The organism is Rhodococcus tukisamuensis NBRC 100609 (assembly GCF_001894985.1).
In the GTDB taxonomy this organism is placed as follows: Bacteria; Actinomycetota; Actinomycetes; order Mycobacteriales; family Mycobacteriaceae; genus Rhodococcus_G; species Rhodococcus_G tukisamuensis.
The window spans coordinates 149,384-173,011 of record NZ_BCXG01000003.1 but is presented as its reverse complement, the minus strand read 5'-3'; the positions used below and the strand labels follow the sequence as shown (position 1 = coordinate 173,011).

20 protein-coding genes are annotated in these 23,628 nt (G+C 67.7%); 8 read left to right on the top strand and 12 right to left on the bottom strand.

Features of this window, described 5'->3' with window-relative positions:
• Positions 1-27: 27 nt before the first annotated feature.
• On the top strand, positions 28-924 hold the full coding sequence (locus RT2_RS04705; RefSeq protein ID WP_139191148.1) for a hypothetical protein: 897 nt from the start codon (positions 28-30) through the stop codon (positions 922-924).
• Positions 925-1,086: 162 nt separating this feature from the next.
• Here RT2_RS04705 and RT2_RS04700 read toward each other — a convergent pair whose 3' ends face one another.
• A complete protein-coding gene (locus RT2_RS04700; protein ID WP_072843369.1) occupies positions 1,087-2,511 on the bottom strand; it encodes a phenylacetate--CoA ligase family protein in 1,425 nt (474 codons plus the stop codon).
• Positions 2,512-2,668: 157 nt separating this feature from the next.
• Between RT2_RS04700 and RT2_RS04695 the strand changes: the two genes are divergently transcribed.
• The 3 genes from RT2_RS04695 (at position 2,669) to RT2_RS04685 (ending at position 5,136) form a co-directional block, all read left to right on the top strand.
• On the top strand, positions 2,669-3,250 hold the full coding sequence (locus tag RT2_RS04695) for a hypothetical protein (RefSeq protein WP_072843519.1): 582 nt from the start codon (positions 2,669-2,671) through the stop codon (positions 3,248-3,250).
• Positions 3,243-3,887, top strand: coding sequence for a DUF6308 family protein (locus RT2_RS04690; protein ID WP_072843368.1), 645 nt, complete (start codon positions 3,243-3,245; stop codon positions 3,885-3,887). The genes RT2_RS04695 and RT2_RS04690 overlap by 8 nt, the downstream gene beginning before the upstream one ends.
• Positions 3,888-3,990: 103 nt before the next feature.
• Positions 3,991-5,136, top strand: coding sequence for an esterase-like activity of phytase family protein (locus RT2_RS04685; protein ID WP_083577067.1), 1,146 nt, complete (start codon positions 3,991-3,993; stop codon positions 5,134-5,136).
• A gap of 20 nt (positions 5,137-5,156) precedes the next feature.
• Here RT2_RS04685 and RT2_RS04680 read toward each other — a convergent pair whose 3' ends face one another.
• The 8 genes from RT2_RS04680 to abmR form a co-directional block, all read right to left on the bottom strand.
• Positions 5,157-5,813, bottom strand: a complete 657-nt coding sequence (locus RT2_RS04680) for a M50 family metallopeptidase (RefSeq protein WP_092775945.1) — start codon at positions 5,811-5,813, stop codon at positions 5,157-5,159.
• Positions 5,814-5,894: 81 nt separating this feature from the next.
• Positions 5,895-7,313, bottom strand: a complete 1,419-nt coding sequence (locus tag RT2_RS04675; protein WP_072843366.1) for an amidase — start codon at positions 7,311-7,313, stop codon at positions 5,895-5,897.
• A 53-nt stretch (positions 7,314-7,366) separates the two neighbouring features.
• Positions 7,367-8,956 carry an ABC-F family ATP-binding cassette domain-containing protein gene (locus tag RT2_RS04670; protein WP_072843365.1) on the bottom strand — a complete coding sequence of 530 codons (1,590 nt, stop codon included), beginning with the start codon at positions 8,954-8,956 and terminating at the stop codon, positions 7,367-7,369.
• A 674-nt stretch (positions 8,957-9,630) separates the two neighbouring features.
• The gene (locus tag RT2_RS04665) at positions 9,631-10,245 is read right to left on the bottom strand and encodes an NIPSNAP family protein (RefSeq protein WP_072843364.1); all 615 of its coding nucleotides are present in this window, start codon (positions 10,243-10,245) and stop codon (positions 9,631-9,633) included.
• A gap of 38 nt (positions 10,246-10,283) precedes the next feature.
• Positions 10,284-10,703: a GlcG/HbpS family heme-binding protein gene (locus RT2_RS04660; protein WP_072843363.1), complete on the bottom strand. Its 420-nt coding sequence runs from the start codon at positions 10,701-10,703 to the stop codon at positions 10,284-10,286.
• A 98-nt stretch (positions 10,704-10,801) separates the two neighbouring features.
• Positions 10,802-11,113 carry a DUF4286 family protein gene (locus RT2_RS25270; protein WP_139191149.1) on the bottom strand — a complete coding sequence of 104 codons (312 nt, stop codon included), beginning with the start codon at positions 11,111-11,113 and terminating at the stop codon, positions 10,802-10,804.
• A 184-nt stretch (positions 11,114-11,297) separates the two neighbouring features.
• Positions 11,298-12,950: an amidase gene (locus tag RT2_RS04655; protein WP_169888164.1), complete on the bottom strand. Its 1,653-nt coding sequence runs from the start codon at positions 12,948-12,950 to the stop codon at positions 11,298-11,300.
• A 651-nt stretch (positions 12,951-13,601) separates the two neighbouring features.
• Positions 13,602-14,147 carry an ATP-binding transcription factor AbmR gene (gene abmR / locus RT2_RS04645; RefSeq protein WP_072843360.1) on the bottom strand — a complete coding sequence of 182 codons (546 nt, stop codon included), beginning with the start codon at positions 14,145-14,147 and terminating at the stop codon, positions 13,602-13,604.
• 144 nt (positions 14,148-14,291) lie between these two features.
• Between abmR and RT2_RS04640 the strand changes: the two genes are divergently transcribed.
• From RT2_RS04640 to RT2_RS25265, 4 genes are all read left to right on the top strand, one after another.
• On the top strand, positions 14,292-16,112 hold the full coding sequence (locus tag RT2_RS04640) for a penicillin-binding transpeptidase domain-containing protein (protein ID WP_072843359.1): 1,821 nt from the start codon (positions 14,292-14,294) through the stop codon (positions 16,110-16,112).
• 287 nt (positions 16,113-16,399) lie between these two features.
• Complete coding sequence (locus tag RT2_RS04635; RefSeq protein WP_139191150.1) at positions 16,400-17,626, top strand: trypsin-like serine peptidase; 1,227 nt, start codon at positions 16,400-16,402, stop codon at positions 17,624-17,626.
• Between the two features lie 451 nt (positions 17,627-18,077).
• Complete coding sequence (locus RT2_RS04630; protein ID WP_169888162.1) at positions 18,078-19,343, top strand: trypsin-like serine peptidase; 1,266 nt, start codon at positions 18,078-18,080, stop codon at positions 19,341-19,343.
• Positions 19,344-19,968: 625 nt separating this feature from the next.
• Entirely contained in the window at positions 19,969-21,207 is a 1,239-nt protein-coding gene (locus RT2_RS25265) for a trypsin-like serine peptidase (protein WP_139191152.1), read from the top strand.
• 100 nt (positions 21,208-21,307) lie between these two features.
• On the opposite strand, the gene RT2_RS25740 is transcribed toward RT2_RS25265, so the two are convergent.
• The 3 genes from RT2_RS25740 to RT2_RS04610 form a co-directional block, all read right to left on the bottom strand.
• The gene (locus RT2_RS25740; protein ID WP_169888157.1) at positions 21,308-21,484 is read right to left on the bottom strand and encodes a hypothetical protein; all 177 of its coding nucleotides are present in this window, start codon (positions 21,482-21,484) and stop codon (positions 21,308-21,310) included.
• Positions 21,485-21,587: 103 nt separating this feature from the next.
• Positions 21,588-23,057 (bottom strand): peptide MFS transporter, encoded by a 1,470-nt coding sequence (locus RT2_RS04615; RefSeq protein WP_072843354.1) that lies wholly within the window; start codon positions 23,055-23,057, stop codon positions 21,588-21,590.
• An 82-nt stretch (positions 23,058-23,139) separates the two neighbouring features.
• A complete protein-coding gene (locus RT2_RS04610; RefSeq protein WP_072843353.1) occupies positions 23,140-23,514 on the bottom strand; it encodes a DUF3054 domain-containing protein in 375 nt (124 codons plus the stop codon).
• Between the last annotated feature and the right edge of the window lie 114 nt (positions 23,515-23,628).

Below are 23,628 nucleotides of genomic sequence, written 5' to 3'. Positions count from 1 at the left end.
ATTCGATTCCGCAGAACAGGAGCAAGAATGTTTTCATCTTCGCTACCCCGTTACACGGTTCCGGCCGCCAGTGCCGCCGCAATCGCCGGCTTGTTCCTCGGGGTAAGCCCCGCGTCGGCCGCGGTCAGCCAGACCGACTTCAAGAACTCTTGTGCGGCACATGCTTTCGGGTTCGCAGTCCCCAAGACGGTCCAGGGCGGCGTGGTGGTCGACGCGCCGGATCTGGTTGAGGCGGGCGAGACCTTCACGTACCGAATTCAGCCGACGCCGGCGTCGTATCCCGACGTGGACACCGGAGCGACGACCGTCAACCTGTCGCGGCTCAAGATCGACTACGAGATTCCCGCGAACACCACGTTCGTCAAGGCCGAGGTTGTCGCCAACACCGCCACGAACCTCGCCGGCGTGGCGCCGGACGTCCAGCGCGTCAACGTGACCGGCGCGCCGGATGCGGCGGGCGGCATCCTGCGACTGTCCGGGAACAATGAGGTGTCGGTGAACGGTCCCGGTGCGGCCGCCGACGTGGAGGGCGGGATCGTGGCGCCCAAGACCAAGACCAATCTCGACGGTTCCCCGAATGCCGCGGGCGACACCTTCTTCCAGCTGCCCGCCGTCGACGTCACCGTGACCGCCGGCGCCGTCGGCACCGACATCACCCCGAAGCTGCGGGTCTCGGGTGACGCCGGGGCCTACGACAACCCGGCCAACTACTACTCGTTCCTGGCCAATGCGGCGCTCGGCACGACCCCGGTCCTCGCGGCCACCAACTGCGTGCCGCGGGACAGCGCCACGGCGGACCTGAATGCGGGAGGCGGCGCACTGGCCACCATCGTGGTCGGTGAACCGGGCCCCGGCGGTGGCGATGGTGACGGCGGCTCCGGCAGTGCCGGCAGCCTGACCGATCTGTTCGGTTCGTTGTCCTGACGTAGCGGTCCGCGTCCCGTGGAGGTCGCCGGTCATCCGATCGGCGCCCTCCGTGGGGTGGATCGCCGGGGGGATTGATTCGCCTCGCCTCGGCCGTCGTCAGGACCGGTGGCCGAGAAGGCGCTCGACGAAATGCGGGATCTGGTCCGCGAGAGCAGGTCGTTACCCGGCGTTTCCGGGGTGACTGTCGAGCGCGACGAATCGCCGGAGCTTTCCGGTCGATTCGTTTCGCTCGAGCCGGCCGACGACTCGGACACGCACCTCCGGATCCGGCAGCCCATGCCGGCGCAGCGCGGCCACCATCGACGAAGTCAGTGTGGCCGTGTCGGGTTGGCCCACCGCGAGGATCTCCGCCCCGGCGCTGGTCTGCCTGACCTGGTACTCGGAGACGCGAGGATCGGTGCCGAGGACGTGGCGGAACGCACTCGCGGGCACCGTGCACTCGCCATAGCGGAAGTCGTCGTCACGGCGGCCGGCGATGTCGGCCACCCGCGCGAATCCGCTTCCACAGGAACACTTTTCGGGCAACATCGTGACCTGGTCGCCGAGGTCGTAGCGAATGAACGGGAATGTGCGGTTGGCGAGCCCGGTGGCGAGCGTCCGGGCGGCGGGCTCGTCGTCACCCACCGGCACCCCGGCCTCGTCGACGCGTTCGAGGATCACCTCGTCTTCGCACACGTGCAGCCCGCCGGCGTGCCCGCACCCGACCGCCTGCACGCCGATCTCGGTCGACCCCCAGAGGTTGTGGATCGGCACGTGCCAGGCATCACGCACGGCCTGTCGGTCCTCGTCGAGCAGGGGCTCGGAGTTCGTGCTGACCCGGGCAAGTCGGAGCTCCAGGTCTCCCGCCAGGGCCGCGCGGGCAAGCCGGCCCACCACCGTCGCATACCCGACGAGATGGGTGGGCCGGGCGGCCGCGACCGCGGCGAGGACCTCGTCGAACGGTGCGCGTGCGGGGATCACGACGGTATCCATCCCCGCTGCGGTCGCCATGTCGAACAACGGCGTGCTGGCATGCGGCGGCTCACCGGCCGTGAGCACGGCGAGGCGAGTTGCACGTGGCAGCGGCGGACCTCGCCGCTCCTCCCGCGCCTGGAATCGCCAGGCAAGGCAGGCGAAGGACACGAACAGTTCCCAATCCCACGCGTAGACGCCCCGCACGCCGCTCGACCCGCCGGAGCTGAAGATCTGCCGGCCTCCGGGTGTGTACGAAAACCACAGTTGCTCGGCCAGAACCCGCTCTGCATCGCGGAGGTCGAGGTCGGGGACCGTCACGATGGCGTCCCACTCGTCCTGCGCGTCCTGTTTGGTCATCACCGGCAGCCTCGCCAGGTCGGCGACCGTGGCGGAGGACGGATCGAGGCCACGCAGTCGCCGTGCGTGAAAGGGCGACCGCTCGCGGGCGTATCCGAGCAGCGCCCGCAGCCGCTGTTCGCGGTAGCGCTCGATCTGTTCCCGCGACCAGTCCAGGCGCAGGATGTGGTCCTCGAACGCCGCCTGCACCGCATCGAGGTGTGCGCCGCGCACGCGCTCGTACGCCGCTCTCGCATCGCGTACCCGAGTGCTGTTGTGGACCGAACGGAACATCGCACTTCTCCGTGCCAGAGGAAGGTCTTGGGTCAGCTCGTCTTCCCGCCGACCAGTCTTCCACAGCCGCACAATCGGGTCACCCCTGCAAACACGCCGTCGGGTTCCGGGCGACGCTGACTGCCGTCACCGAAGGGACTCGGGGACAATGAACACCATGGCGACCATTCAACCCTCGGCGAGCGACGAGAACTTCGCGACGCTGCAACAGGACCCGTTCTTCGACGTGGTCACCGACCTCATCTCCGGGTACCTCGCCGACGCGTTCGACGACCCGGCAGGCGGGGAGGTGGACCGATGGACGCTGAGCGCGCTGCCGTCGACCGAAAGCTCCGCGGAGCGGCAGCGGCTGTTCACCCTCAACGTCGGGCCGATGGAGGTGCTCTTCGTCGAACGGTTCACCGAGGGCGGCGAGGTCGTGGACTACCGGACCGCGCTGTATGTGTCGGCGTCCGCGCTGACCGCCGAAACAGGCTGCAGCCTGGACGAACTCGCGCTAAGGGCCCCGCTGGTGCGGATCCAGCCGACCCCGATGGAGTCCGCGGGCGGGGACGGCGTCCTGCTCGACTGGTTCCTCTCCGACGAGGGCGCCGACGAGCAGTTCTTCGAGCTGCCGCTGGACAAGGCCACCCGGCCCCTCGCCGAGCATCTCGTGACCAAGGGCCGTGGTCCGTACGCGCAGTACCACAACCGCTCGTTCGCGGCCCACGTGCTCGCGCAGGAGACGACCGATGAGTGACGACCTGCCGATCCGGCTGCCACGGGTGCTGCGGGACGGGGACGACGCCGGCGCAATCGACGTGCTGCAGGAGTACTTCACTCGCCCGTTCGTCAAGACCGGCCACATCAGGACCGGCGCGCGGTGGGACTCGTGGGACCCCAGCGGCAGGCGTGAGGCCGACGTCGACACCTTCACCGCGGACGACCTGGTCGCGATCACCCTGCTGTCGGTGCAGGTGCCGGCGCAGGGCGCGTGGATCATGCTCGGGGAGGCGAGGTCGGAGCTGAACCGACTGCTCGCGGCGGTGGGCCCGGACCGTGACCTCGTCGACGAATCCGACACCATGACGCCGGAATCGCCTGTGTGGCAACTGGAGACGGCGCTGCGGGAGATTCACGGGATCGGTCGCATCGTCGCGTCGAAGCTCATCGCGCGCAAACGCCCGCGGCTGTACCCGATCTACGACGACGTCGTGGGCCGGCAGCTCGGGACGAAGGCCGCGCACCTGGAGCCGGTGCGGCTCGCGCTGCGCGACGGGGACGGGGCCCTGCACCGGCGGCTGATCGACCTGCGGGACCGCGCCGGGCTGGGCGGTTCGGTGCCCGCGGTGCGGATCCTGGGCGTGCTGGCCTGGATGCAGGGCAAGGGGTACTGACGGACCAGGATCAGCGGGTTCGACGGTGCCGCAGGCAGGGGGGACCGCAGTATGTAACCCTAGGGTCAAGACTCGTTCATGTCTTACCCCTACGGTCCGCCACATGCAACGAAGAACTCTCGCCCTGCTCGTGACGCCGCCACTCCTCCTGGCTCTCGGCGCCTGCTCGACCGCCGAATCGGCCACCCGCATGGATGACCTCGCTGTGACCCACATCGACACGATGCAGGTCGCGGACGGACTCAGCCCGTTCGGGCCGGCGCTCGGCGGGATCTCGGGGATCGACTACGACGAGGACACCAGAAGCTACGTTGCAGTCAGCGACGACCGGTCGGAGAAGGGGCCCGCGCGCTCCTACGCCATGACTCTCGGTCTCGGTCCGGACGGCGCCTTCGCCGCGGATGCACCGACCTTCACCGAGATGACGACCCTCCTGGCGGCCGACGGCCAGCCCTACCCGAAGAAGGGGGTTGATCCGGAGTCCATTCGCCGTGTTCCCGGCAGTACCGACATCGTGTACACCAGCGAGGGCGACGCCTCGAAGCTGCTCGCGCCGTTCGTGCGCCGCGCCACCGTCGACGGCACCCTCGTCCGTGACTACCCGGTGCCGGCGCACTACACCCCGGTGGCGGGTCCGGACGGTGCCCCGGTGTCCGGCGTGCGCAACAACCTGGCCTTCGAGGGTGTGACGTTCTCCGTCGACGGCTCGAGGATCGTTGCACTCACGGAGAACTCGCTCCTGCAGGACGGCTCGATCGCGACTTCCGCGACCGGCACCGATTCAAGGGTTCTCATGTTCGACAACGCGAGTGGTGACGTCGTCGACGAATTTGTCTACCGGGTCGACGCGATCAGCGGCGACTACCCGGACGTCGTCGACTCCACCGGGTGGACGTTGAAGGCAGACCGGGGGGCGACCGAGATCCTGGCGGTCGACGACGACGAATACCTGGTGATCGAGCGCGGCGCGGTGCCCGGCAAGGGCAACGAGGTGCAGATCTTCTGGACCACCACCGCCGGCGCGACCCCCGTCACCGGCAGGGAGAAGCTCGACGGCACCGAGACTCCGATGCCGAAGAGGCTGCTGTTCGACTTCGTGGACACCGGCGCCAACCCCGACAATGTCGAGGGCATCACCTGGGGCCCGACGCTAGACGACGGCACCCGGACCTTGGTGCTGTGCGCTGACGACAACTTCAATCCGGATGGTGGGCAGCACACCATGTTCCACGTCCTCGCGGTGAGGTAGGTGCCAGAAGTGGGGCGGGACTAACCGATGTACTGCGCCCGCCACGCCAGCACCCCGGTGCCGACGGACACGGCGACGAGCAGCACGGTCCACACCAGGCGGGGCAGGTGGGTGAGGGTGCGCAGCTGGTCCAGGTCCGACCGCCCGGACCGGTTCTGCGCCGCCTCGACGATGGTGCGCAGGTTGCCGATCAGCAGCAGCCAGATCACGACGTAGCCGAAACTCAGCTGGAGCGTGGGTGATCCGTAGTAGGCGACGGTGCCGAACGCGCCGCCCGCGGCGATCAGCACCAGCAGCCCGAAGAAGTTGCGGATGAACGGCACCATCGCCACGACCAGTCCCACCGAGCCCCACAGGAGCAGGGTGAGCTGGCCGCCCGCGATCAGCGCCGCACCCGCGAGACCGAGCAGCGAGGGCGCGAGGTAGCCGGCGGCCGCGGTGAGCACCATCCCCGGTCCGCGGGGCTTGCCGCGTGAGAGGGTCAGGCCCGAGGTGTCCGAGTGCAGGCGGATCCCGGTCAGCCGGCGGCCGGTGCCGACGGCGGCGATCGCGTGGCCGGCCTCGTGGGCGAGCGTCACCGCGTGCCGGGTCAGCTGCCACAGCGGCCCGATCAGCACGAGCGCCGCCGCCACGAGCACCGGGAGGTAGGCCGACCACTGGGTCCAGTACGAGTTCACCCGACCATGGTGCCAATCCGCGTCGCCGCGGCACGGTCCGGCCACGCCGAACCCCCGTTCAACGGTGGGGCCGGGGGTGACTCAGCGCGGGTCCTGGATCCGCGCCCACGGCCTGGCCTGCTCGAGTTCGAACGCCAGCTCGAGCAGTGTCCGCTCGTCGCCGTGCGCGGCGGAGAAGTGCGATGCGATCGGCAGACCCGCGGCACTCTGGTGCAGGGGCAGCGAGATCGCCGGACCGCCCGATGCGTTGTTCAGCGGGGTGAACGCCGTGAAATTGATGATCTTGGTGAACAGTTCGTCGAAGTCCTGGGTGGGGGAGAGGTACCCGAGCAGCGGGGTGGTGTGCGAGACCGTCGGCGAGAGCACCACGTCGTAGTGGTGGAACATTTGCGCGTACTGCTGATGGGTGCGCCGCAGGCGGTAGAGCATCCGGGGGGTCTTCCCGATGTTCTTGCGGTACAGGGCGGCCAGGCCTCGGGTGAGGTTGTCGGTGCGGGCCTTGTCGAAGTCGGCTCCGAGCATCTTCTTGCCGCCGTTGCAGACCGCGAAGGACAGGAAGCCCCAGTAGAGGCTGAAGTCGTCGACGAAGGCCTGCCCGAACGGCAGCGGCATCTCCTCGACCCGGTGCCCGAGCCCGTCGAGGAGTTCCGCGGTCGCGTGCACGGCGGTGCGGGTCTCGTCGTCGGTGGGGACGCCGGTGATCGAGTCCACGATCACCCCGACCCGCAGCCTCGTCCGGGACGGCCCCTCGACCAGGCGGACCGGTGCCAGCCTGGGGTTGCGGTAGAAGGACTCGGCCGCCGCGTAGAACCGTGCGGTGTCGCGGACCGTCCGGGTCAGCGCGCCCTGCGCGATGATGCGGATCGGCATCGTCTTGTCCTGGGCGTCGGGCAGGGTGCGGCCGCGGGTCGGCTTGAGCCCGACCAGGCCGCAGGCGGCCGCGGGGATGCGGATGGAGCCGCCGCCGTCGTTCGCGTGCGCGATCGGCAGCACCCCCGCCGCGACCAGCGCGGCGGACCCGCCCGACGACGCGCCCGACGAGTACGCCGGGTTCCACGGGTTGTGCACGGGCTCGGCGTCGGCGTACTCGTTGGAGCAGCTGAACCCGAACTCCGGCAGTCGGCTCTTGCCGAGCGGCACCAGGCCGGTGGACAGGAACTGGGTGACGCAGTCGCTGTCCCGGGCGGCGGGCTTCGGGGTGAACGCCGCGCTGCCGTGCCCGGTCGGCAGTCCCGCCACGTCGACGTTGTCCTTGACGATCGTCGGCACCCCGGAGAAGACGCCGCCGCGGGGTCGCTCCGCCAGGCTCAGTGCGCGCTCGAAGTCGGGGAACTCGATGCCGTTGAGCGAGCCCTGCACCGCCTCGGCCCGCTCGATCGCCGCCTGCACCACCTCGCGGGGGGAGACCTTGCCGGCGGCGATGGCCTCGGCGACGCCGGTGGCGTCGAGGTCGCCGAGGGCGTCGTCGCGGAAGGCGTGGATGCGGGTGTCGTCCGTCATGCCCCGACCCTAGGCCAGCCCGGGGAGGGCGCGGGCGCGGATTCGGCGTGCGGTCACCGCGGATCCACCTCCCGCACCCCGTCGTCGGTGAGCTCGAGCCAGCGGGTCGCGCCGATCTCCCGCAGGAACGGCAGGTCGTGGCTGGCGACGATCAACGCGCCGCGGAACTGGGCCAACGCCTCGGTGAGGTGCTGCAGGCTCGGCAGGTCCAGGTTGTTGGTGGGCTCGTCGAGCATCAGCAGTCGCGGCGCCGGCTCCGCGAGCAGGATCATCGCCAGCGCCGCCCGCAGCCGTTCCCCGCCGGACAGTGCCGAGGTGAGCACGTCGGAGTCGTTGCCGCGGAACAGGAACCGGGCCAGCCGACCCCGGATCTGCTCGGCGGTGGCGTGCGGCGCGGCATCGGCCAGGTTCTGCGCGAGGGTGCGGGTCTCGTCGAAGACGTCGAGCCGCTGCGGCAACGCCCGCCACGGCACCCGCGGCGGCATGTCCGTCAGGGCCCGGAGCAGGGTGGTCTTACCGATGCCGTTGCGGCCGACCAGCGCGATCCGTTCCGGGCCGGTGACCGCCAGAGACACCGTGGGGCCGCAGGCGAGGGTGAGGTCGGCGACCTCGACCACCTGTTGGCCCGGGTGAACGACGCTGTCCGGCAGGTCGATCCGGATCTCGCGGTCGTCGCGGACCAGTTCCTCCGCCTCGGTGAGGGTGCGGCGGGCCTCGTCGAGCTTGTCGGCGTGGTTGCCGCGCAGCTTGCCGGCGGAGGCCTGGGCCTGGCTCTTGCGTTCGTTCCCGACGATCTTCGGGTACCGATTCTCTGCCACCATCCGCTTGCCGTAGCGCAGGCGCCGGTCGATCTTGGTCTGCGCCTCGACCAGCTCGCGGCCCTGCCTGCGGACGTCGGCGCGGGCGTCGCGGACCGCGGCGCGGCCGGCCTCCTGCTCGGCCTCGACGGTTTCGCGGTAGTGGGCGAAGTTGCCGCCGAACATGCGCAGCTCGCCGCGTCGCAGCTCGGCGATGGTGTCCATCCGGTCGAGCAGGGCGCGGTCGTGACTGACCACCACGACGATGCCGGGGAACTGGTCGACGGCCGCGTACAGGCGGGCCTTGGCGGACAGGTCCAGGTTGTTGGTGGGCTCGTCGAGCAGCAGCACCTCCGGGTCGCCGAGCAGGGCGGCGGTCAGGCCCAGCAGCATCGTCTCGCCGCCGGAGAGGGTGCCGACGGTGCGGCCCAACGCATCCGGGGTCGGTGCGACGTGCGCGAGGCCGAGCCGGTCGAGGGTGGCGACCGCTCGCTCCTCGACGTCCCAGTGGCCCGTGGCGTCGGCGAAGTCCTGCTCGGTGCCCTCGCCGGATTCGATGCGGTGTAACGCTTTTCGCTGGTTGTCGATGCCGAGGACGCCGTCTACCGTGCGATTCGGGTCGAGGGTGAGGTCCTGGCGGAGATAGGCGAGCCGGCCGTGCACGGTCACCGAGCCGCGGTCGGGGGTGAGGTCGCCGGCGATCAGTCGCAGCAGCGTCGACTTGCCCGCGCCGTTGCGGCCGACGAGTCCCGTTCGGCCGGGGCCGAATACGGCGTCGAGGCCCTCGAAGGCTGGGTCGCCGTCGGGCCAGGTGAAGGTGAGGTCGGACAGGGAGAGATGTGGCATGAATGCTCCTCAGGGTGGGTGCGGCGACGTCGGACGTGCACGAGCACGCGACGGTCGATGGCGCGTCACTACCGCTGAAGGAGCAAGGGCCCTTCTCCATTTCGTTGACAACAGGTCCGGCAGCCACGGTACCGACGGCTTCGTGCGTCGGCAACCGATTTGTGTGCCGCCCCACTTGTGCCCACCTCGTGGTGGCTGCCGTCGCCCGGAGCGGTCTCCGGCCGTCGGCGAGGTATGACCCAGGTACTGCGCTGTGGTGCGTTGGCAGGGCCCGGCGAGGAGAAGGTGAGGTCGCCGGCTGCGTCCATGGCTCCACGCAGGGTCTTGCCGTCGAACGCGATGACCGTGTGGCGAACCTCGAATCGGACGGCGACACCTGCGGGGCGGGCGGAATCAGTGACACCTCGCCGAGGATCGGGTTGGATTCGTCAAACGGCAATGACGGTGATGCATCGGCGAGCACGACGGCGTCCTCGTGATGGTGCCTCTGCGAGAACTCGAATCGTCGGCGGACTTGCCGTGCCCGCCCTGAAGTCTCGCAGGTTCGGTGTGTCACGCCAGGTGAAACACCAGGTCAACCAGCTTGCGTGCGACTCTGCCGGGACCCTGGCGGAAGCATGGACAGATTTCCATCCATGCTTCCGGCAGTTGTTGCCATGAAAGGTGTTGTCTCGCTATTGCAGTGGCGAGAACATCGATGGCATCACCATCTTCGTCACCTGATGAATTGGGGCCGGGCTATCCGCCGGGGGCGACATTCCCTGTTCGGATGCTTCGGCAAGGGCCTGCTTGCGCGTTTCCAGGTCGGAATATGCCCAGATCTGCAGGATGCCGTTGACCTGCCCGAATTCCAGTCGACCGGCAAGCACGAGCGAATCGCGTTTGCTGCGTTCTTGTATCGCGTTAGCCCATGCCTCGGTGCCGGCGCTGAGGTCGGAAACCTTGAAGTAGTCGTACCGGATTTCGTAAATCGGTCCGAGGAGGCCAGGCATTGGGTCTGAGACGAAGTCGAAAGGTATCATCAGTTCCGACTGCATTCGATTGACAAATTGACCCGTTGCCGGTGGCCAGTGTGGGTGCTGGGCAGCAGCAGCGCGCTTGCTGGCCCGCTCGTCCAGATCCGTGTAAGGCCACACATGTACCACTTCGCTCAGAGGCTCATTTACGGTGTGCCAGAATGCGGTCAGCGGCGAGAAGGCGTGTCTATGCACATAGCCGTCGCCAAATATTCGCTCAAACTCTGTCACATTTCCGGGATCTACTTGGTAAGAACGAACTTCGTAAATCACTCGCAAATCCTTTCGCTAGGCAATGAACAGGTGTCCGGTCACACGACCGAGGACACGCTGCCCTGAAGCGCAGCAACGCCAGCCTGCGCGCATTCTTCGTCCTGCTCGCCGGTGCCGCCACCGACACCACACGCGCCCACCATCAACCCATCGACAAATATGGGAACGGCACCCTGGGAATAGAACATGTGGCCGCCTTCCGCTGCGGCAATGCCCTGCATGACGGGAGCCGAAGCTCGCTCCGAGAGGAGACCGCTGGGCCGCGCGAATCCGGCGGAGGCGACGGCTTTGCCTTGCGAGCCGTAGCCGGCGCCCCAATGTCCGCCGTCCATTCGTTGGAAGGCGACAAGTCGGCCACCAGCATCACAGACTGACACGCTGATCCGAATATCAAATTCGTTGGCCTTGTTGATTGCGCCCTGCAGGACGAGTTTGGCTTGCTCAAGATTCAATGTCATGGCCTGACTTTCATGAGTTCTCGGACGGGATGGGGTATTGCCGAAGACCGTGCCGAACAATGCCTTTCATGGCGTACGGCGGGCCGGAGCCTCGGTGATCACTCAGGAATTGCTCTGAACATCGACAACGTGGGGTTGACCGCATACGGTTGAATCACGGTTTTCCAGTCGCCTTCTGCAGACGCGGCAAGCCACTCGGGGGTCTGTGGCAAGTCCGGCGAGTTCACTCGGTAAAGCGTTGCGTACTTCTGCACTCCTGCAACCGGATTCTCCAGGACATAGCGCTGCACACCAAGCACGCCTGGAACTTTGGAAATGTTGGGCGCATGTTCGGTGTCATAGATGCGATTGAACTCGTCTTCCATTTCCTCCGGAATGTCAAGCTGGACGAGCCATAGATACTCACTCACGCTATTCTCCTTCCTCTCTAGAGCGCTACCTTTCGGCAGATTGGACCCTGCATGAATTCTGTTCGAGATACAGTGCAGGAAGTTCGCGGTAGGGTTTTCAGCAGGAAAGGCGGGTATGGTGACCACTCGAAAAGTGGGGAATGGCCTTTGGGGAAGGCGAGAAGGGGATGTGCTCGGTTGTCGATCAGGCCGGCGGTACGCCGAATCCGTGGGCCGGCACATCCGCATGACCGTAATCACGCGAAATTCGAGAAGCCATCGCGAGGGCATGGGGAGCGCCCTCCAGTAACTGCATGAACATTCTCTCATTTAATTCGAGACCAGCCCGACCAGCCGCTGACAGGCACAAATCACGTAACTCCGAATCGGCCTCCGAGGACGTGCCGGCCAACAATGTGGGTTCGGTTACAGTGGGTGCGGTCGCATTGTCGACCAGCACCGGATGGCGCTGATGCCAGTCGGTCACTGCTTGATAGGCGTGCCCGATGCGCAGAATCGTCTCCTCGCCGAAGGGGCGTCCAAGTATCTGCATTCCCAACGGCAGCCCACTGGGTCCAAATCCGTTGCACAGAGCGAGAACTGGCTGTCCGGTGACATTAGCCGAGGTGAAGTGATGGGCATTCTTCCAGAAGGCGAGCGGGTCGTGCGAGCCGAAGGGCGGCGCCTCCCCGGCGCCGATGGTGATGAATGCATCGAATCTTCGATAGAGGGGTTGCATTTCTGCGATGGCCCGGCGATGCTCGCGACTGGCCTGCACAAAATCGTAACCGGAGAACAGAATTGCAGGTAGCATCCGACTAAGAATGTCGGCGCCAAAGTCTTCGGGGCGGGTGATCAAGTTCGATTGATGGACACTGAACACTTCGATTTCGCCGATGATGGTCTTGATGTCGTAGTAGCTCTGCATCGGCCGGATCTGGCAATCCTCTAGCGTGGCACCTAGTTCCGCCAGAACAGCTAGTGCGTCTTCCATGACTTGACATTGGGCAGCGGACACCACGACTTCACTGTTCCAGTTGTGCCGAAGCACACCGATTCGCACTCCACGCAGATCTTCGCCGAGCGCAGCCAGGTAGTCCGGGACGGCGCGTGCGACGCTTCCGGCGTCATTCGGGTCATGGCCGGCCACTGCCTGGAGCAGTATTGCGCAATCTTCGCTCGTCTTGGCCATTGGTCCGCAGCGGTCGAACGTAAATGAGTGAGGTATTACTCCCGCGCGGCTTACGAGTCCGGAAGTTGGCATCAGGCCAGTCACACCGCACTGCGATGCAGGCGCGCGAATTGAACCGCCGGTGTCCGTTCCGATGCTTCCAGGTACCAATCCCGCCGCGACAGCCGCCGCGGAGCCACTCGAGGAGCCCCCCGTGACCCGGGTTGAATCCCATGGATTTCGCGATGGCGGCCACGGAACGTCAAACGACGGTCCGCCATGTGCAAACTCGTGGAGCGCCAACTTTCCCATCAGGACTGCGCCTGCGTGATGGAGCTTCTCGGCCACTGCCGAGTCTCGGCCGGGTATATTGTCCGCGCAAACCCTGGAATTCCCGGAAGTCAGGATGTCGGCAGTGTCGAAAACATCCTTGAGGGCAAAAGGAATGCCATGCAGAGGACCGCGATAGCCGCCCCCAGCAATTTCATCCTCCGCTTGCCGTGCCCGCTCCAATGCGAGGTCAAAGGTGCGGGTCACAAATGATTGCAATTGCCCATCCACGGCTTGGGTGCGCGCGATCAGCGCCTGCGCATACTCGACCGGTGAGAGTGCGCGCGAACCGATGAGTTCGCTTGCTTGAGCAATGGTGAGGGTATGAAGATCGGTAGAGGTTGCGGCAAAAGTCATTTCACGCGGCTCCATCATTTTCAATCCAATTATGGGCAGACTCTTACGGGATCTCGGTTCTCACAGTCGATGGAATTGTTCGGAGTGTTTCTCCGGCATCCAGATTCCTATGAATGAACAGCAACCGACCTTCGGAGATTCAGTTTGCGCAACACGGTGAGCCCGTATGATGCCGTGTCCGGGGTACCTTTTAATGTCCTGTTGCCGGTTTGCCACGTGACCGGCATCGCGGACGAAGTTGAGTTGACACCATGCTTCGCAAGATGATTTGGCACGCCATGATCATGCGTGGCGCCCGTTGTTGCGATCAATGTCCGAATCGCTATCACGGCGATAGCCGTCGTTGGATCTGAAAGTGCTGGACCTGCGCCGAACCCGCGCGTGGGTTCGGGCGAGCACCGCGTGCACGGAAATTCAGGGTCGAGTCGATCTGCCGAGTGCGCACCACACAAGGAGTGCAGGTCGCCCGTCGCGCGTACCGGAACTGGAAGACCGTTTCGCCGGCGGAGCGAACAGTCTCGGACGCCCACGTCACGAACGCGCTACTGGGCACCGTCGACACCGAAGGAGGGCTCTACGGGCGCCGCAAGGTGACCGTCCACCTGCGCTGCAGTTTCGCTGATCCGGCTACCACCGGTTAGGAGACACGTCCTAGATCTGCGGGCCCTCGGCGCGCAGGTCCTCCACCTTGCCCATCGCCTCCCGCAGCTCGGCGAGCCACTGCTCGCTGTGCTGGCCGGCGAGCCGGACCGTCCACTTGAGTGCGTCGGCCCGCGAGCGGGCGACCCCGGCGTCGACCAGCGTGTCGAGGACGATCCGTTCGGGTTGGCGCAGCCGCGTCATCACCGGCACCGCGAGGTGGGTGAACAGGGCGTGCCGCTCGCCGAGCGTCGCGCCCCACGCCACCTTGCGTCCGTACCGGGCCTCGGCCTCGTCGGCGATCCGCATCCGCTCCGCGCGGGTGGCCTCCCGGAACCGGGAGATCCGACCGTCGGCCGCGGCGGGGGAGGCGTCGTCGGGGGCCGGCAGCTCGCCGGTCACCACGATCTCCTCGCGGTCGACCTGCACGGTGGCCGGTCCGGTGAACCAGTCGTCGGGTAGCCGGCCGGCGAACCACTCGGCGGCGTCGCTCGCGTCGGGGGCCTCGCCCTGCTGCCAGCCGAAGCGTCGCCCGCCGGGTCCTGGTGCGTGCCTCATTGCCCTCACCTCGTCAGTTGCAATGATTACTTGATTACAACGCTACGCCGTGTGATCGAGTGCCGCCAGGATGTCGTGCGCGGCTCAGGGGTCCAGGGACCCGGCAACCGTGCACGGGTGGCGCAGCCGCCTACCCTCGACGCCATGCGCAAATCGATGGGGATTGCCGTGGTGGGTGTGTTCGCACTGGTGCTGGGGGGCTGCAGCAGCGGGCCGACCGACACCGAGCAGGCGGCGCAGCAGTTCGCCGAGGCGCTCACCCAGCGCAACGCGCAGGCCGCCGCCGACCTCACCTCCGACCCGGCCGCGGCCGCGGCGGCGATCACCCAGATGTTCGACGGCCTGGACCCGCAGGACGTGCGGTTCACCGTGGCCACCACCGACAGCGACGCGGGCACCTTCACCCTCGCCGCCGACTGGACCCTCGGCGAGCCGGAGACCGCGCCCGCGCCCGCGCCCGCTCCGCCGGAGAAGTGGACCTACACCACCACGGGCGGCGGTGCCGGCGTCGCCGACGGCGGCGCCATCCCGTGGGACCCGCAGCTGCTCGCCCCGGGCCTGACCGCCGACTCGACGCTGCGCTACACCACCCTTTCCGGCGGCTCGCCGACGGTGCTCGACGCCGCCGGCCGGCCGCTGATGGCCGAGCAGACCGTCACCCTGGTCAACGTCGACACCGTGCAGACCCCGGACCCCGCCGTGACCGCCGCCGCCCTGGCGCCCCTGCTCGCCACGGTGGCCCCGACCCTCACCGCCGCCTCCGTGCAGGCGGATCTCGCTGCGGCGCAGGGCAAGACGGCCACCGTCATCACCCTGCGCGACGCCGACCTCGAACCCATCGCCGGCGCCCTCGCCGCGGTCCCCGGCGTCACACTGGTCAAGCAGACCCGGCTGCTCACCGTCGACAAGGCGGACACCTCACCGGCCCTCGACGGGCTGCGCCAGCTCTGGCAGGAGGGCCAGGACGCCGCCGCCGGCTGGGCGGTACAACTGGTGCGCGCCAACGGTTCCGCCGACATGGTCGCCGGTGTCGAGGGCACCCGTGCGCCCGACATCGCCAGCACCCTGGACCCGGCGGTCCAGTCCGCCGCGCAGGACGCGCTCGCTGCCCTGCCGCAGCAGGCCGCGATCGTCGCGATCCGGCCGTCCACCGGGGCGGTGCTCGCGGTCGCGCAGAACGCGCCGGCCACCGCGCAGGGGCCGATCGCGCTGACCGGCCTCTACCCGCCGGGCTCCACCTTCAAGACGGTCACCACCTCCGCAGCGCTGCAACAGGGTTCGGTCACTCCCGACACGGTGCTGCCCTGCCCCGGCAGCGCGAACATCGAGGGACGCACCATCCCCAACGACGACAACTTCGACCTCGGCGCGGTGCCGCTGCACACCGCCTTCGCCCGCTCCTGCAACACCACCATGGGCCAGCTCGCGGTCGCGATGGGGCCGAACGCGCTGCACGACGCGGCCCTGCAGTTCGGTCTCGGGGTGGACTACGTGACGCCCGGCCTGACCACCGTCACCGGCAGTGTCCCGGCCGCCGACACCCCGGCCCAGCGCGTCGAGGCGGCGATCGGGCAGGGGCAGGTCACGGCCTCCCCGTTCGGGATGGCGATGGTCGCGGCGTCCATCGCCAAGGGCAGCGCGCCCGCCCCGATGCTGGTCCTCGGCCAGCCCGGTACCGCGAACCTCACGCCCGCCGCGGCGCCGGTCCAGGTGACAGACGAACTGCGCACGATGATGCGCGAGACCGTCACCGCCGGCACCGCGACCCAGCTCGTGGACCTGCCCGACCTTCGCGGCAAGACCGGCACCGCCGAGGTCGACAGCGGGCCGGCGCACGGCTGGTTCGTCGGCATCGACGGGGACGTCGCGTTCGCGGTGTTCGTCGCCGGCGCAGACAGTTCGGCCCCCGCGGTCGATGCGGCCGGTCGGTTCCTGCGGCCGATCCAGGCCCAGCTCCCGCGGTGACCCTCGGGCAGCACCGGGTGCCGTCTCCTGCTCGCGCTGCGGATCCGGAAGTTGGACGGGGAGAGGCAGTTCCGCGCACCGTCCCCGATCGAGCCGTACGCGGCCGTGCCCCTCGGTTCGCCCTGACCCGGCTATCCATGCGCACCATCTGGGCACCCGCTCCGCCGTCGACAACCGTTGCGTCACCGGCGAACTGGGCCTGACCTATCTCCCTATATCCGAGACCGCATGACATCGAGTGCCGTATCTTCGCCAAATCATTCACGTACTTTGGGGGTTTGGGGAATATGCGAATACTGACAGGCGTCAGCTGGGCCGTTGCGGTGACCACCGCGGCCCTGCTCGCCACCGCCGCGCCGGCCAGCGCGGAGAACACCACGCCTTACGAGCGGCCGGCCTTGGTCGCCGCCGGCAGTGGCTATGCCGCGGAGTTGCAGGCGGATGTCAACTACTGGACCGTCAACCGGCTCGCCATAGCCGGTCTCAGTGATGACGACATCAGTGAGGCAGGAGTCGACGGCCAGGGCAGCGACGTCATCGTCGAGCCGACCGCCGGAGTCGACGACCTCAGCGCCACCTACACGGGTTCCGGCCTGATCCGCAAGACCGCCGGGAAGCTGTTCCTCAAGCGCAGCAAGGTGGGAACCACCGGCTGGCAGTGGTCCACCTGCTCGGCGAACGTGGTCGAAAGCGCCAACCAGAGTGTCGTGGTCACCGCCGCCCACTGCCTCCGGCAGAACTCCTCCAACTGGGACTTCCACATCGGGATCGAAAACTGGGCGGCAACCGACGCGGTCTTCATCCCGGGCTTCAACGGTGCCGCTATGGCCCGCTACGTCCTCGGCACTCCGGGGGGAGACGGGCCGTTGCCCGGCGCCGATATCGCGCCCTACGGCGTGTGGGGGGTGACCCGTCAGTGGATAACCAATGAATGGGCCGCCGACGCCAGTCACTTCGGTGAAGGCCCCGGGCACGACATGGCCGCGTTCCTGGTCGACAGCCCGACCGACAGCCGGCCGATCCAGCAGGTCACCGGCGGCCAGCAGGTCGGCTTCAACCTGCCCCAGGGAAAGGCTCTGACCGGCTTCGGCTACCCATCCGACAACAACGCCAGCTGGTACGCGCCCCCGTTCGTCAACGGTGTCCCGACCCGCACGGGCGCGGCCAACAAGCACGGGGTGCCGTCCGCACTCCAGCGCTCCTACGACGGCCGTACCCTCAAGGTCAGCTCCGGTCAGTCGACCGCCGTCACCGGCAAGTACCTCGATGTGCTGCCCGCGGCGATCAGCCCCGGCGCCAGCGGCGGGCCCTGGTTCGAGCAGTACGACCCGGCCACCGGCGCCGGCATCCAGATCGGCGTCACCTCCCACTTCGTCAACCCCGACGGCGGCACCCCGGTCATCGAGTTCGTCAAAACCTGGAACACCGCCCGCCCGCACATGTCGGCCACCCATTTCATGGCCCAGGAGAAGGCCGTCTTCGACCTTGCCCAGGCCCAGGTCGCACCGAACTGACACGTTGACGGGCCTCGGGTACGGATCGGGTCCGTACCCGAGGCCCGTTTCAGGTAGCTGGTGAAGTTGATTCCGCCGAACCACAGCGGATCATGTTGGTGTTGGCAGGGTTTCGGCTCAGCGTGGTTGTCGTCGAAGTGGGCGACCTCAGCTGACGAATGCCGCACGGAACTGGTGCCGGTCCGGCCCGGCTGCGGCTTCGGAAGTTGGCCGGTGAGGAAGTTCCACACGCCCTCCCGCAGTATGCGGCCGTGTCCTCCGGTTCGGCCTGACCCTGCTATCCATGCGCACCATCTGGGTATCCGCTCCGCCGTCGACGACCGGGCCGACCTATCTCCCGATACCCGAGACCGCATGACCGCGAGTGCCGTATCTTCACCAGATCATTCATGTTCTTTTTGGGGGTTTGGGGAAAATGCGCACATTGACGGGCGTCAGCTGGGCTGTTGCGGTGACTACCGCGGCGGCCCTGCTCGCCACTTCCGCGCCCGCAAGCGCAGGGTCCGCTGAGGCGCCCGTGCTCGGCACCTCCGGGTCCGCAAGCACCGGGTCCGCCAGCACGACGTCCACGGCGCCCTACGAGCGGCCGGCCATGGTCGCCGCCGGTAGCGGGTACGCCGCGGAACTGCAGGATGCGGTCAACTACTGGACCGTCGATCGGCTCGCCATAGCCGGTCTCAGTGATGACGACATCAGTGAGGCAGGAGGCGGGATCAACGGCCAGGGCAGCGACGTCATCGTCGAGCCGACCGCCGGAGGCGACGCCCTCAGCGCCACTTACACGGGTTCCGGCCTTATCCGCAAGACCGCCGGGAAGTTGTTCCTCAAGCGCAGCAAGGTGGGAACCACCGACTACTTCTGGTCCAGCTGCTCGGCGAACGTGGTCGAAAGCGCGAACCAGAGCGTCGTGCTCACCGCCGCCCACTGCTTCGAGTCGAACTCCGCCAACTGGGACTTCGGCACCGAGTTGGAGAACGTCGCGACCGACAGGGCGGTCTTCATCCCGGGCTTCAACGGTGCCGCTCTGGCCCGCTACGTCCTCGGCACTCCGGAGGGGAGCGGGGCGCTGCCCGGCACCGACATCGCGCCCTACGGCGTGTGGGGGGTGACCCGTCAGTGGATCACCAGCGAATGGCGGGTCGACCCCAGCCAGTTCGGTGACGGCCCCGGGCACGACATGGCGGCGTTCCTGGTCGACAGCCCGACCGACAGCCGGCCGATCCAGCAGGTCACCGGCGGCCAGCAGGTCGGCTTCAATCTGCCCCAGGGCAAGGTGCTGACCGGCTTCGGCTACCCCGCTGACAACACCAAGAGCTGGTACGCGCCCCCGTTCGTCAACGGCGTCCCGACCCGCACGGGCGCGGCCAACAGCCACGGGGTGCCGTCCGCGCTCCAGCGCTCCTACGACGGCCGTACCCTCAAGGTCAGTTCCGGCCAGACGACCGGCATCACCAGCAAGTACCTCGACGTGCTGCCCGCGGCGATCAGCCCCGGCGCCAGCGGCGGACCCTGGTTCGAGCAGTACGACCCGGCCACCGGCACCGGCATCCAGGTCGGCGTCACCTCCCACTTCGTCAACCCCGACGGCGGCCTCCCGGTCTTCGAGACCGTCATCACCGGGGGGGACTCCGCCCAACCGCACATGTCGGCCGCCCATTTCACGGACCAGGAGAAGGACGTCTACGACCTCGCCCAGGCCCAGGTCGTACCGAACTGACACGTTGACGGGCCTCGGGTACGGATCAGATCCGTACCCGAGGCCCGTTTTCGGTAGCTGGGGGGGTGGTCGCGCCCTCGGCGCCCGTCCACTGCCGCATGGGGATCGCGGTGGTGGCCGGGTTTCGGCCGCCTCCGCCGACGACATTGAGCTGCGTCTCGGTGTCGAGGACGAAACAGCCTTGGGGTCAGTAGAATTGGAGCAGCCTACTCGCTCACGACGCGCTGGCGTAGGCCGGTGACCTGTCGTCACCCCGCGCGCGCCGTGTCGGTCTTGTCGACGTGGAGTCGCGTGCCGTCGGGGCAGACGCCGATTCCGTTGGGGCTGTTCAAGTCTGCGCGACGGGCCGGATGGAAGATCTGGCGTCCGTGGCCCGGTGGATTCGGTCGCGATCGCTTGCCATGTCGTCGCTCTCGTCGTGGTCCGTGAAGGGCGCGCCGCCGGACGTGTCCACGGTCCGGCTCGGCCTGGCAGCAATGCATCCGCAACCATTCGGGTATCCGCTCCGGCGTCGACATCCGTTGCAGCACAGGCAAATTGACCAAATTCGATCGTCTGATATCCGAGTCGCGTGGCCCCGAGTGCCGTATCTTCGCCAAATCATTCAAATTCATTTGGGGGCTTGATGAAGATGCGCACATTGACGGGCGTCAGCTGGGCTGTCGCGGTGACCACCGCGGCAGCGCTGCTCGCCACCGCCGCGCCGGCCAGCGCGGAGAATACGACCCCCTACGAGCGGCCGACCTTGGTCGCCGCCGGTAGTGGCTATGCCGCGGAGTTGCAGGCGGATGTCAACTTCTGGACCGTCAACCGGCTCGCCCTGGCCGGTCTCAACGACGACTACGGCGACGGGAAGGGGCAGGGTAGCGACGTCATCGTCGAGCCGACCGGCGGAGGCGACGCCCTCAGCGCCACCTACACGGGTTCCGGCCTGATCAGCAAGACCGCCGGGAAGCTGTTCACCCGGCGCAGCGTGCCGGGACACGAGGACAGCTGGATATGGTCCACCTGCTCGGCGAACGTCGTCAACAGCGCGAACCAGAGCGTCGTGCTCACCGCCGGCCACTGCTTCCGGCAGGACTCCTCAAACTGGGACTTCGGCATCGGATTCGAGAACTGGGTGACCACCAAGGCGGTCTTCATCCCGGGCTTCAACGGTGCCGCTCTAGCCCGCTGGAACCCTGCCAGCGGCGCCGGGACCACGCTGCCCGGCACCGACATCGCGCCCTACGGCGTGTGGGGGGTGACCCGTCAGTGGACCACCAACGAATGGGCCGCGGACGCCAGTCACTTCGGTGAAGGCCCCGGGCACGACATGGCCGCGTTCCTGGTCGACAGCCCCACCGACAGCCGGCCGATCCAGCAGGTCACCGGGGGCCAGCAGGTCGGCTTCAACCTGCCCCAGGGCAAGGCGCTGACCGGCTTCGGCTACTCCACCGACAACGCCAACAACTGGTACAAGACCCCGTACGTCAACGGTGTTCCGACACGGACGGGCCCGGGCGAGACCAACGTGAACGGGGTGCCGTCCGCGCTCCAGCGCTCCTTCGACGGCCGTACCCTCAAGGTCAGCTCGGGTCAGTCGACCGGCATCACCGGCAAGTACCTCGATGTGCTGCCCGCGGCGATCAGCCCCGGCGCCAGCGGCGGACCCTGGTTCGAGCAGTACGACCCGGCCACCGGCACCGGCATCCAGGTCGGCGTCACCTCCCACTTCGTCAACGCCGACGGCGGCACCCCGGTCTTGGAGACCATCCAACACCCCCAGAAAAATACAGCCCGCCCGTACATGTCGGCGACGCACTTCATGGCCCAGGAGAAGGCCGTCTACGACCTCGCCCAGGCTCAGGTCGCGCCGAACTGACACGTTGACGGGCCTCGGGTACGGATCAGTTCCGTACCCGAGGCCCGTTTTCAGTAGCTGAGGGTGGTCGCGCCGCTCCGGCTGACGAGCCCGACTCGGCTCAGATGCACCAGACGAGCGCGGCGGACCCGAGCGGGACGCTGAAGCACAGGGACACCGAGCCGACGGCGGGCGAGACGACCGGGAGTTCGCTGGCGGTGGCGACGGGGGCGGCGAAGACGCCGACGGTCAGGGCGATGGCGGTAGCGGCGAGGGTTTTCGTGATCTTGGCGGACATGATGCTCACACCTTGGAGAGGACGAACGAGCGGAAAAGAGCCAGTCCTGTCGTGGCTCTTTTCCATCGTCCACCCGTGGCGAGATGCCACACAAGGGCGCCGCTCAGTGCACCCCGCGCATCATCTTGCTGATCCACGGCGAGAGCAGCACCATCACGAGGCCGACGCCGATCGACGCCGCCCCGATCCAGGCGAAGTACGGCGCCTGGTCGGATTCGTCGTAGTACTTCGCCAGGGTGCCGGCCATCGACGAACCCAGCGCCACCGACAGGAAGAACAGCGCGACCATCTGGGTGTGGAACGCCCGCGGGGCCAGCTTGGTCGACAGCGACAGCCCGACCGGGGACAGGAACAGTTCCGCGAACGTGAACAGCAGCAGCGTGAACACCAGTCCGAGCAGCGGCGCGCTGTTCTCGCCGCCGCCGGAGAACGGCAGGAACGACAGGAACGCCAGGCCCATGATGGTGGTGCCCGCGGCGAACTTCAGCGGCGTCGAGGGCTGGCGTGGCCCGAGTTTGGTCCACATCGCGGCGAACACGCCCGCGAAGATGATGATGAACACGGGGTTGATCGACTGCACCCACGACGCGGGGAACTCCCAGCCGAACAGGTTGCGGTCGAGGTACTTGTCGGCGTAGATCGCGACCACCGTGAACTGCTGCTGGAACAGTGACCAGAACGCGGCGCTGGCCAGGAACATCGGGATGAACGCGATCACCCGGCTGCGCTCGGTGCTGGTGATCTTCCGGCTCGACAGGATGACCACGAAGTACCCGATCGAGGCGACGACAGTCACGCCGACCACCACGTCGGAGAGGTTCTCGGTGGTGATCAGCCCGACGCCCGCCGCGGCCGCGAGGACCGCCAGCGCCGCCGCCGCGATCGCGAGGTACCGCAACCGCTCGGCCGTGGGCAGCGGGTTCGACGGCGTCGCGCCGATGCCCGCCAGCCGCTTGCGCCCGATCGTGTACTGGATCAGGCCGACGGCCATGCCGATCGCGGCGAGCAGGAAGCCGGCGTGGAAGCCCCAGTTCTTCTGCGCCCACCCGGTGAGCAGCGGCCCCACGAAGGCGCCCAGGTTGATGCCCATGTAGAACAGCGAGAACCCGGCGTCGCGGCGCTCGTCGCCCTCGGAGTAGAGGTCCCCGACCAGTGACGTCGCGTTCGCCTTGAGGCCGCCGCTGCCCACCGCGATCGCGACGAGTCCGACGCCGACCCCCACCAGCCCCGGGATCGCCGCCAAGGCCACGTGGCCGAGCATCACCAGCACGGCGCTGTAGAACAGGGTGCGTTCGGAGCCGAGCAGCCGGTCCGCCACCCAGGCGCCGAGGATCGTGGAGAGGTAGACGGTGCCGCCGTACGCGCCGACGATGCTGACCGCGGCCGCCTCGGAGACGCCCAGCCCGCCCTCGGCGGCCGAGTAGTAGAGGTAGTACAGCAGGATGCCCTGCATACCGTAGAACGAGAACCGTTCCCACATCTCGACGCCGAAGAGGTTGGCCAGCGCAAACGGCTGACCGAAGAATCCGCGGTCGGACTTGGGGTCCCGAGGTAGCGAAGACACTTCGCTCATCCGAAAAGCGTCCCACACCGGAGCGCCGGACGCCCGGCGCGAACGCCGCGCGTGTCAGCGGCGCGGTGTCAGTGGCGCGGTGTCAGCGGGAGGTGCGGGCGCGCACCCGGCCGTAGATCGCGCGCCAGCCGATCAGGAACACCGCGAGCACGGTGCCGGCCACCAGAACGAAGCTGAACGCGGTGCCCTGGCCACCGACGACGCGCAGCAGCATCCCGACCACCAACGTCGACAGCCACACCAGCACCCCGGTCGGCACCACCAGGCGGGGGTCGAACTTGTTCCGGTACAGACCGAACGTCGCGAGCCACCCGACCGCGAGTCCGCCGAGGAACGGCCAGGCCGTCGACGCGAGCCCGGCGAGGACGTCGGCCTCGTCGTGGCTGCGGCGGCCGATCGCGCAGAACACGATCACGAGCACGACGTCGACGGCGAGGACTGGCAGCACCTTCTTCACGACGACCAGCGTAGGCCCGGACCGGATGTCCCTCTCCGCGGGACGGCCTGTCGGCAAATTCCCCGGCCGTACCTAGCGTGTGGCGCGATACTTCCGATCGGAACTTCAGACGCA

What these genes read in the sequence shown, in the direction of transcription:
- RT2_RS04705 (WP_139191148.1), top strand. Translation starts at nt 28, where the DNA reads ATGTTTTCATCTTCGCTACCCCGTTACACGGTTCCGGCCGCCAGTGCC.
- RT2_RS04700 (WP_072843369.1), bottom strand. Translation starts at nt 2,511, where the DNA reads ATGTTCCGTTCGGTCCACAACAGCACTCGGGTACGCGATGCGAGAGCG.
- RT2_RS04695 (WP_072843519.1), top strand. Translation starts at nt 2,669, where the DNA reads ATGGCGACCATTCAACCCTCGGCGAGCGACGAGAACTTCGCGACGCTG.
- RT2_RS04690 (WP_072843368.1), top strand. Translation starts at nt 3,243, where the DNA reads ATGAGTGACGACCTGCCGATCCGGCTGCCACGGGTGCTGCGGGACGGG.
- RT2_RS04685 (WP_083577067.1), top strand. Translation starts at nt 3,991, where the DNA reads ATGCAACGAAGAACTCTCGCCCTGCTCGTGACGCCGCCACTCCTCCTG.
- RT2_RS04675 (WP_072843366.1), bottom strand. Translation starts at nt 7,313, where the DNA reads ATGACGGACGACACCCGCATCCACGCCTTCCGCGACGACGCCCTCGGC.
- RT2_RS04670 (WP_072843365.1), bottom strand. Translation starts at nt 8,956, where the DNA reads ATGCCACATCTCTCCCTGTCCGACCTCACCTTCACCTGGCCCGACGGC.
- RT2_RS04660 (WP_072843363.1), bottom strand. Translation starts at nt 10,703, where the DNA reads ATGACATTGAATCTTGAGCAAGCCAAACTCGTCCTGCAGGGCGCAATC.
- RT2_RS04655 (WP_169888164.1), bottom strand. Translation starts at nt 12,950, where the DNA reads ATGACTTTTGCCGCAACCTCTACCGATCTTCATACCCTCACCATTGCT.
- abmR (WP_072843360.1), bottom strand. Translation starts at nt 14,147, where the DNA reads ATGAGGCACGCACCAGGACCCGGCGGGCGACGCTTCGGCTGGCAGCAG.
- RT2_RS04640 (WP_072843359.1), top strand. Translation starts at nt 14,292, where the DNA reads ATGCGCAAATCGATGGGGATTGCCGTGGTGGGTGTGTTCGCACTGGTG.
- RT2_RS04635 (WP_139191150.1), top strand. Translation starts at nt 16,400, where the DNA reads ATGCGAATACTGACAGGCGTCAGCTGGGCCGTTGCGGTGACCACCGCG.
- RT2_RS25265 (WP_139191152.1), top strand. Translation starts at nt 19,969, where the DNA reads ATGAAGATGCGCACATTGACGGGCGTCAGCTGGGCTGTCGCGGTGACC.
- RT2_RS25740 (WP_169888157.1), bottom strand. Translation starts at nt 21,484, where the DNA reads ATGTCCGCCAAGATCACGAAAACCCTCGCCGCTACCGCCATCGCCCTG.
- RT2_RS04615 (WP_072843354.1), bottom strand. Translation starts at nt 23,057, where the DNA reads ATGAGCGAAGTGTCTTCGCTACCTCGGGACCCCAAGTCCGACCGCGGA.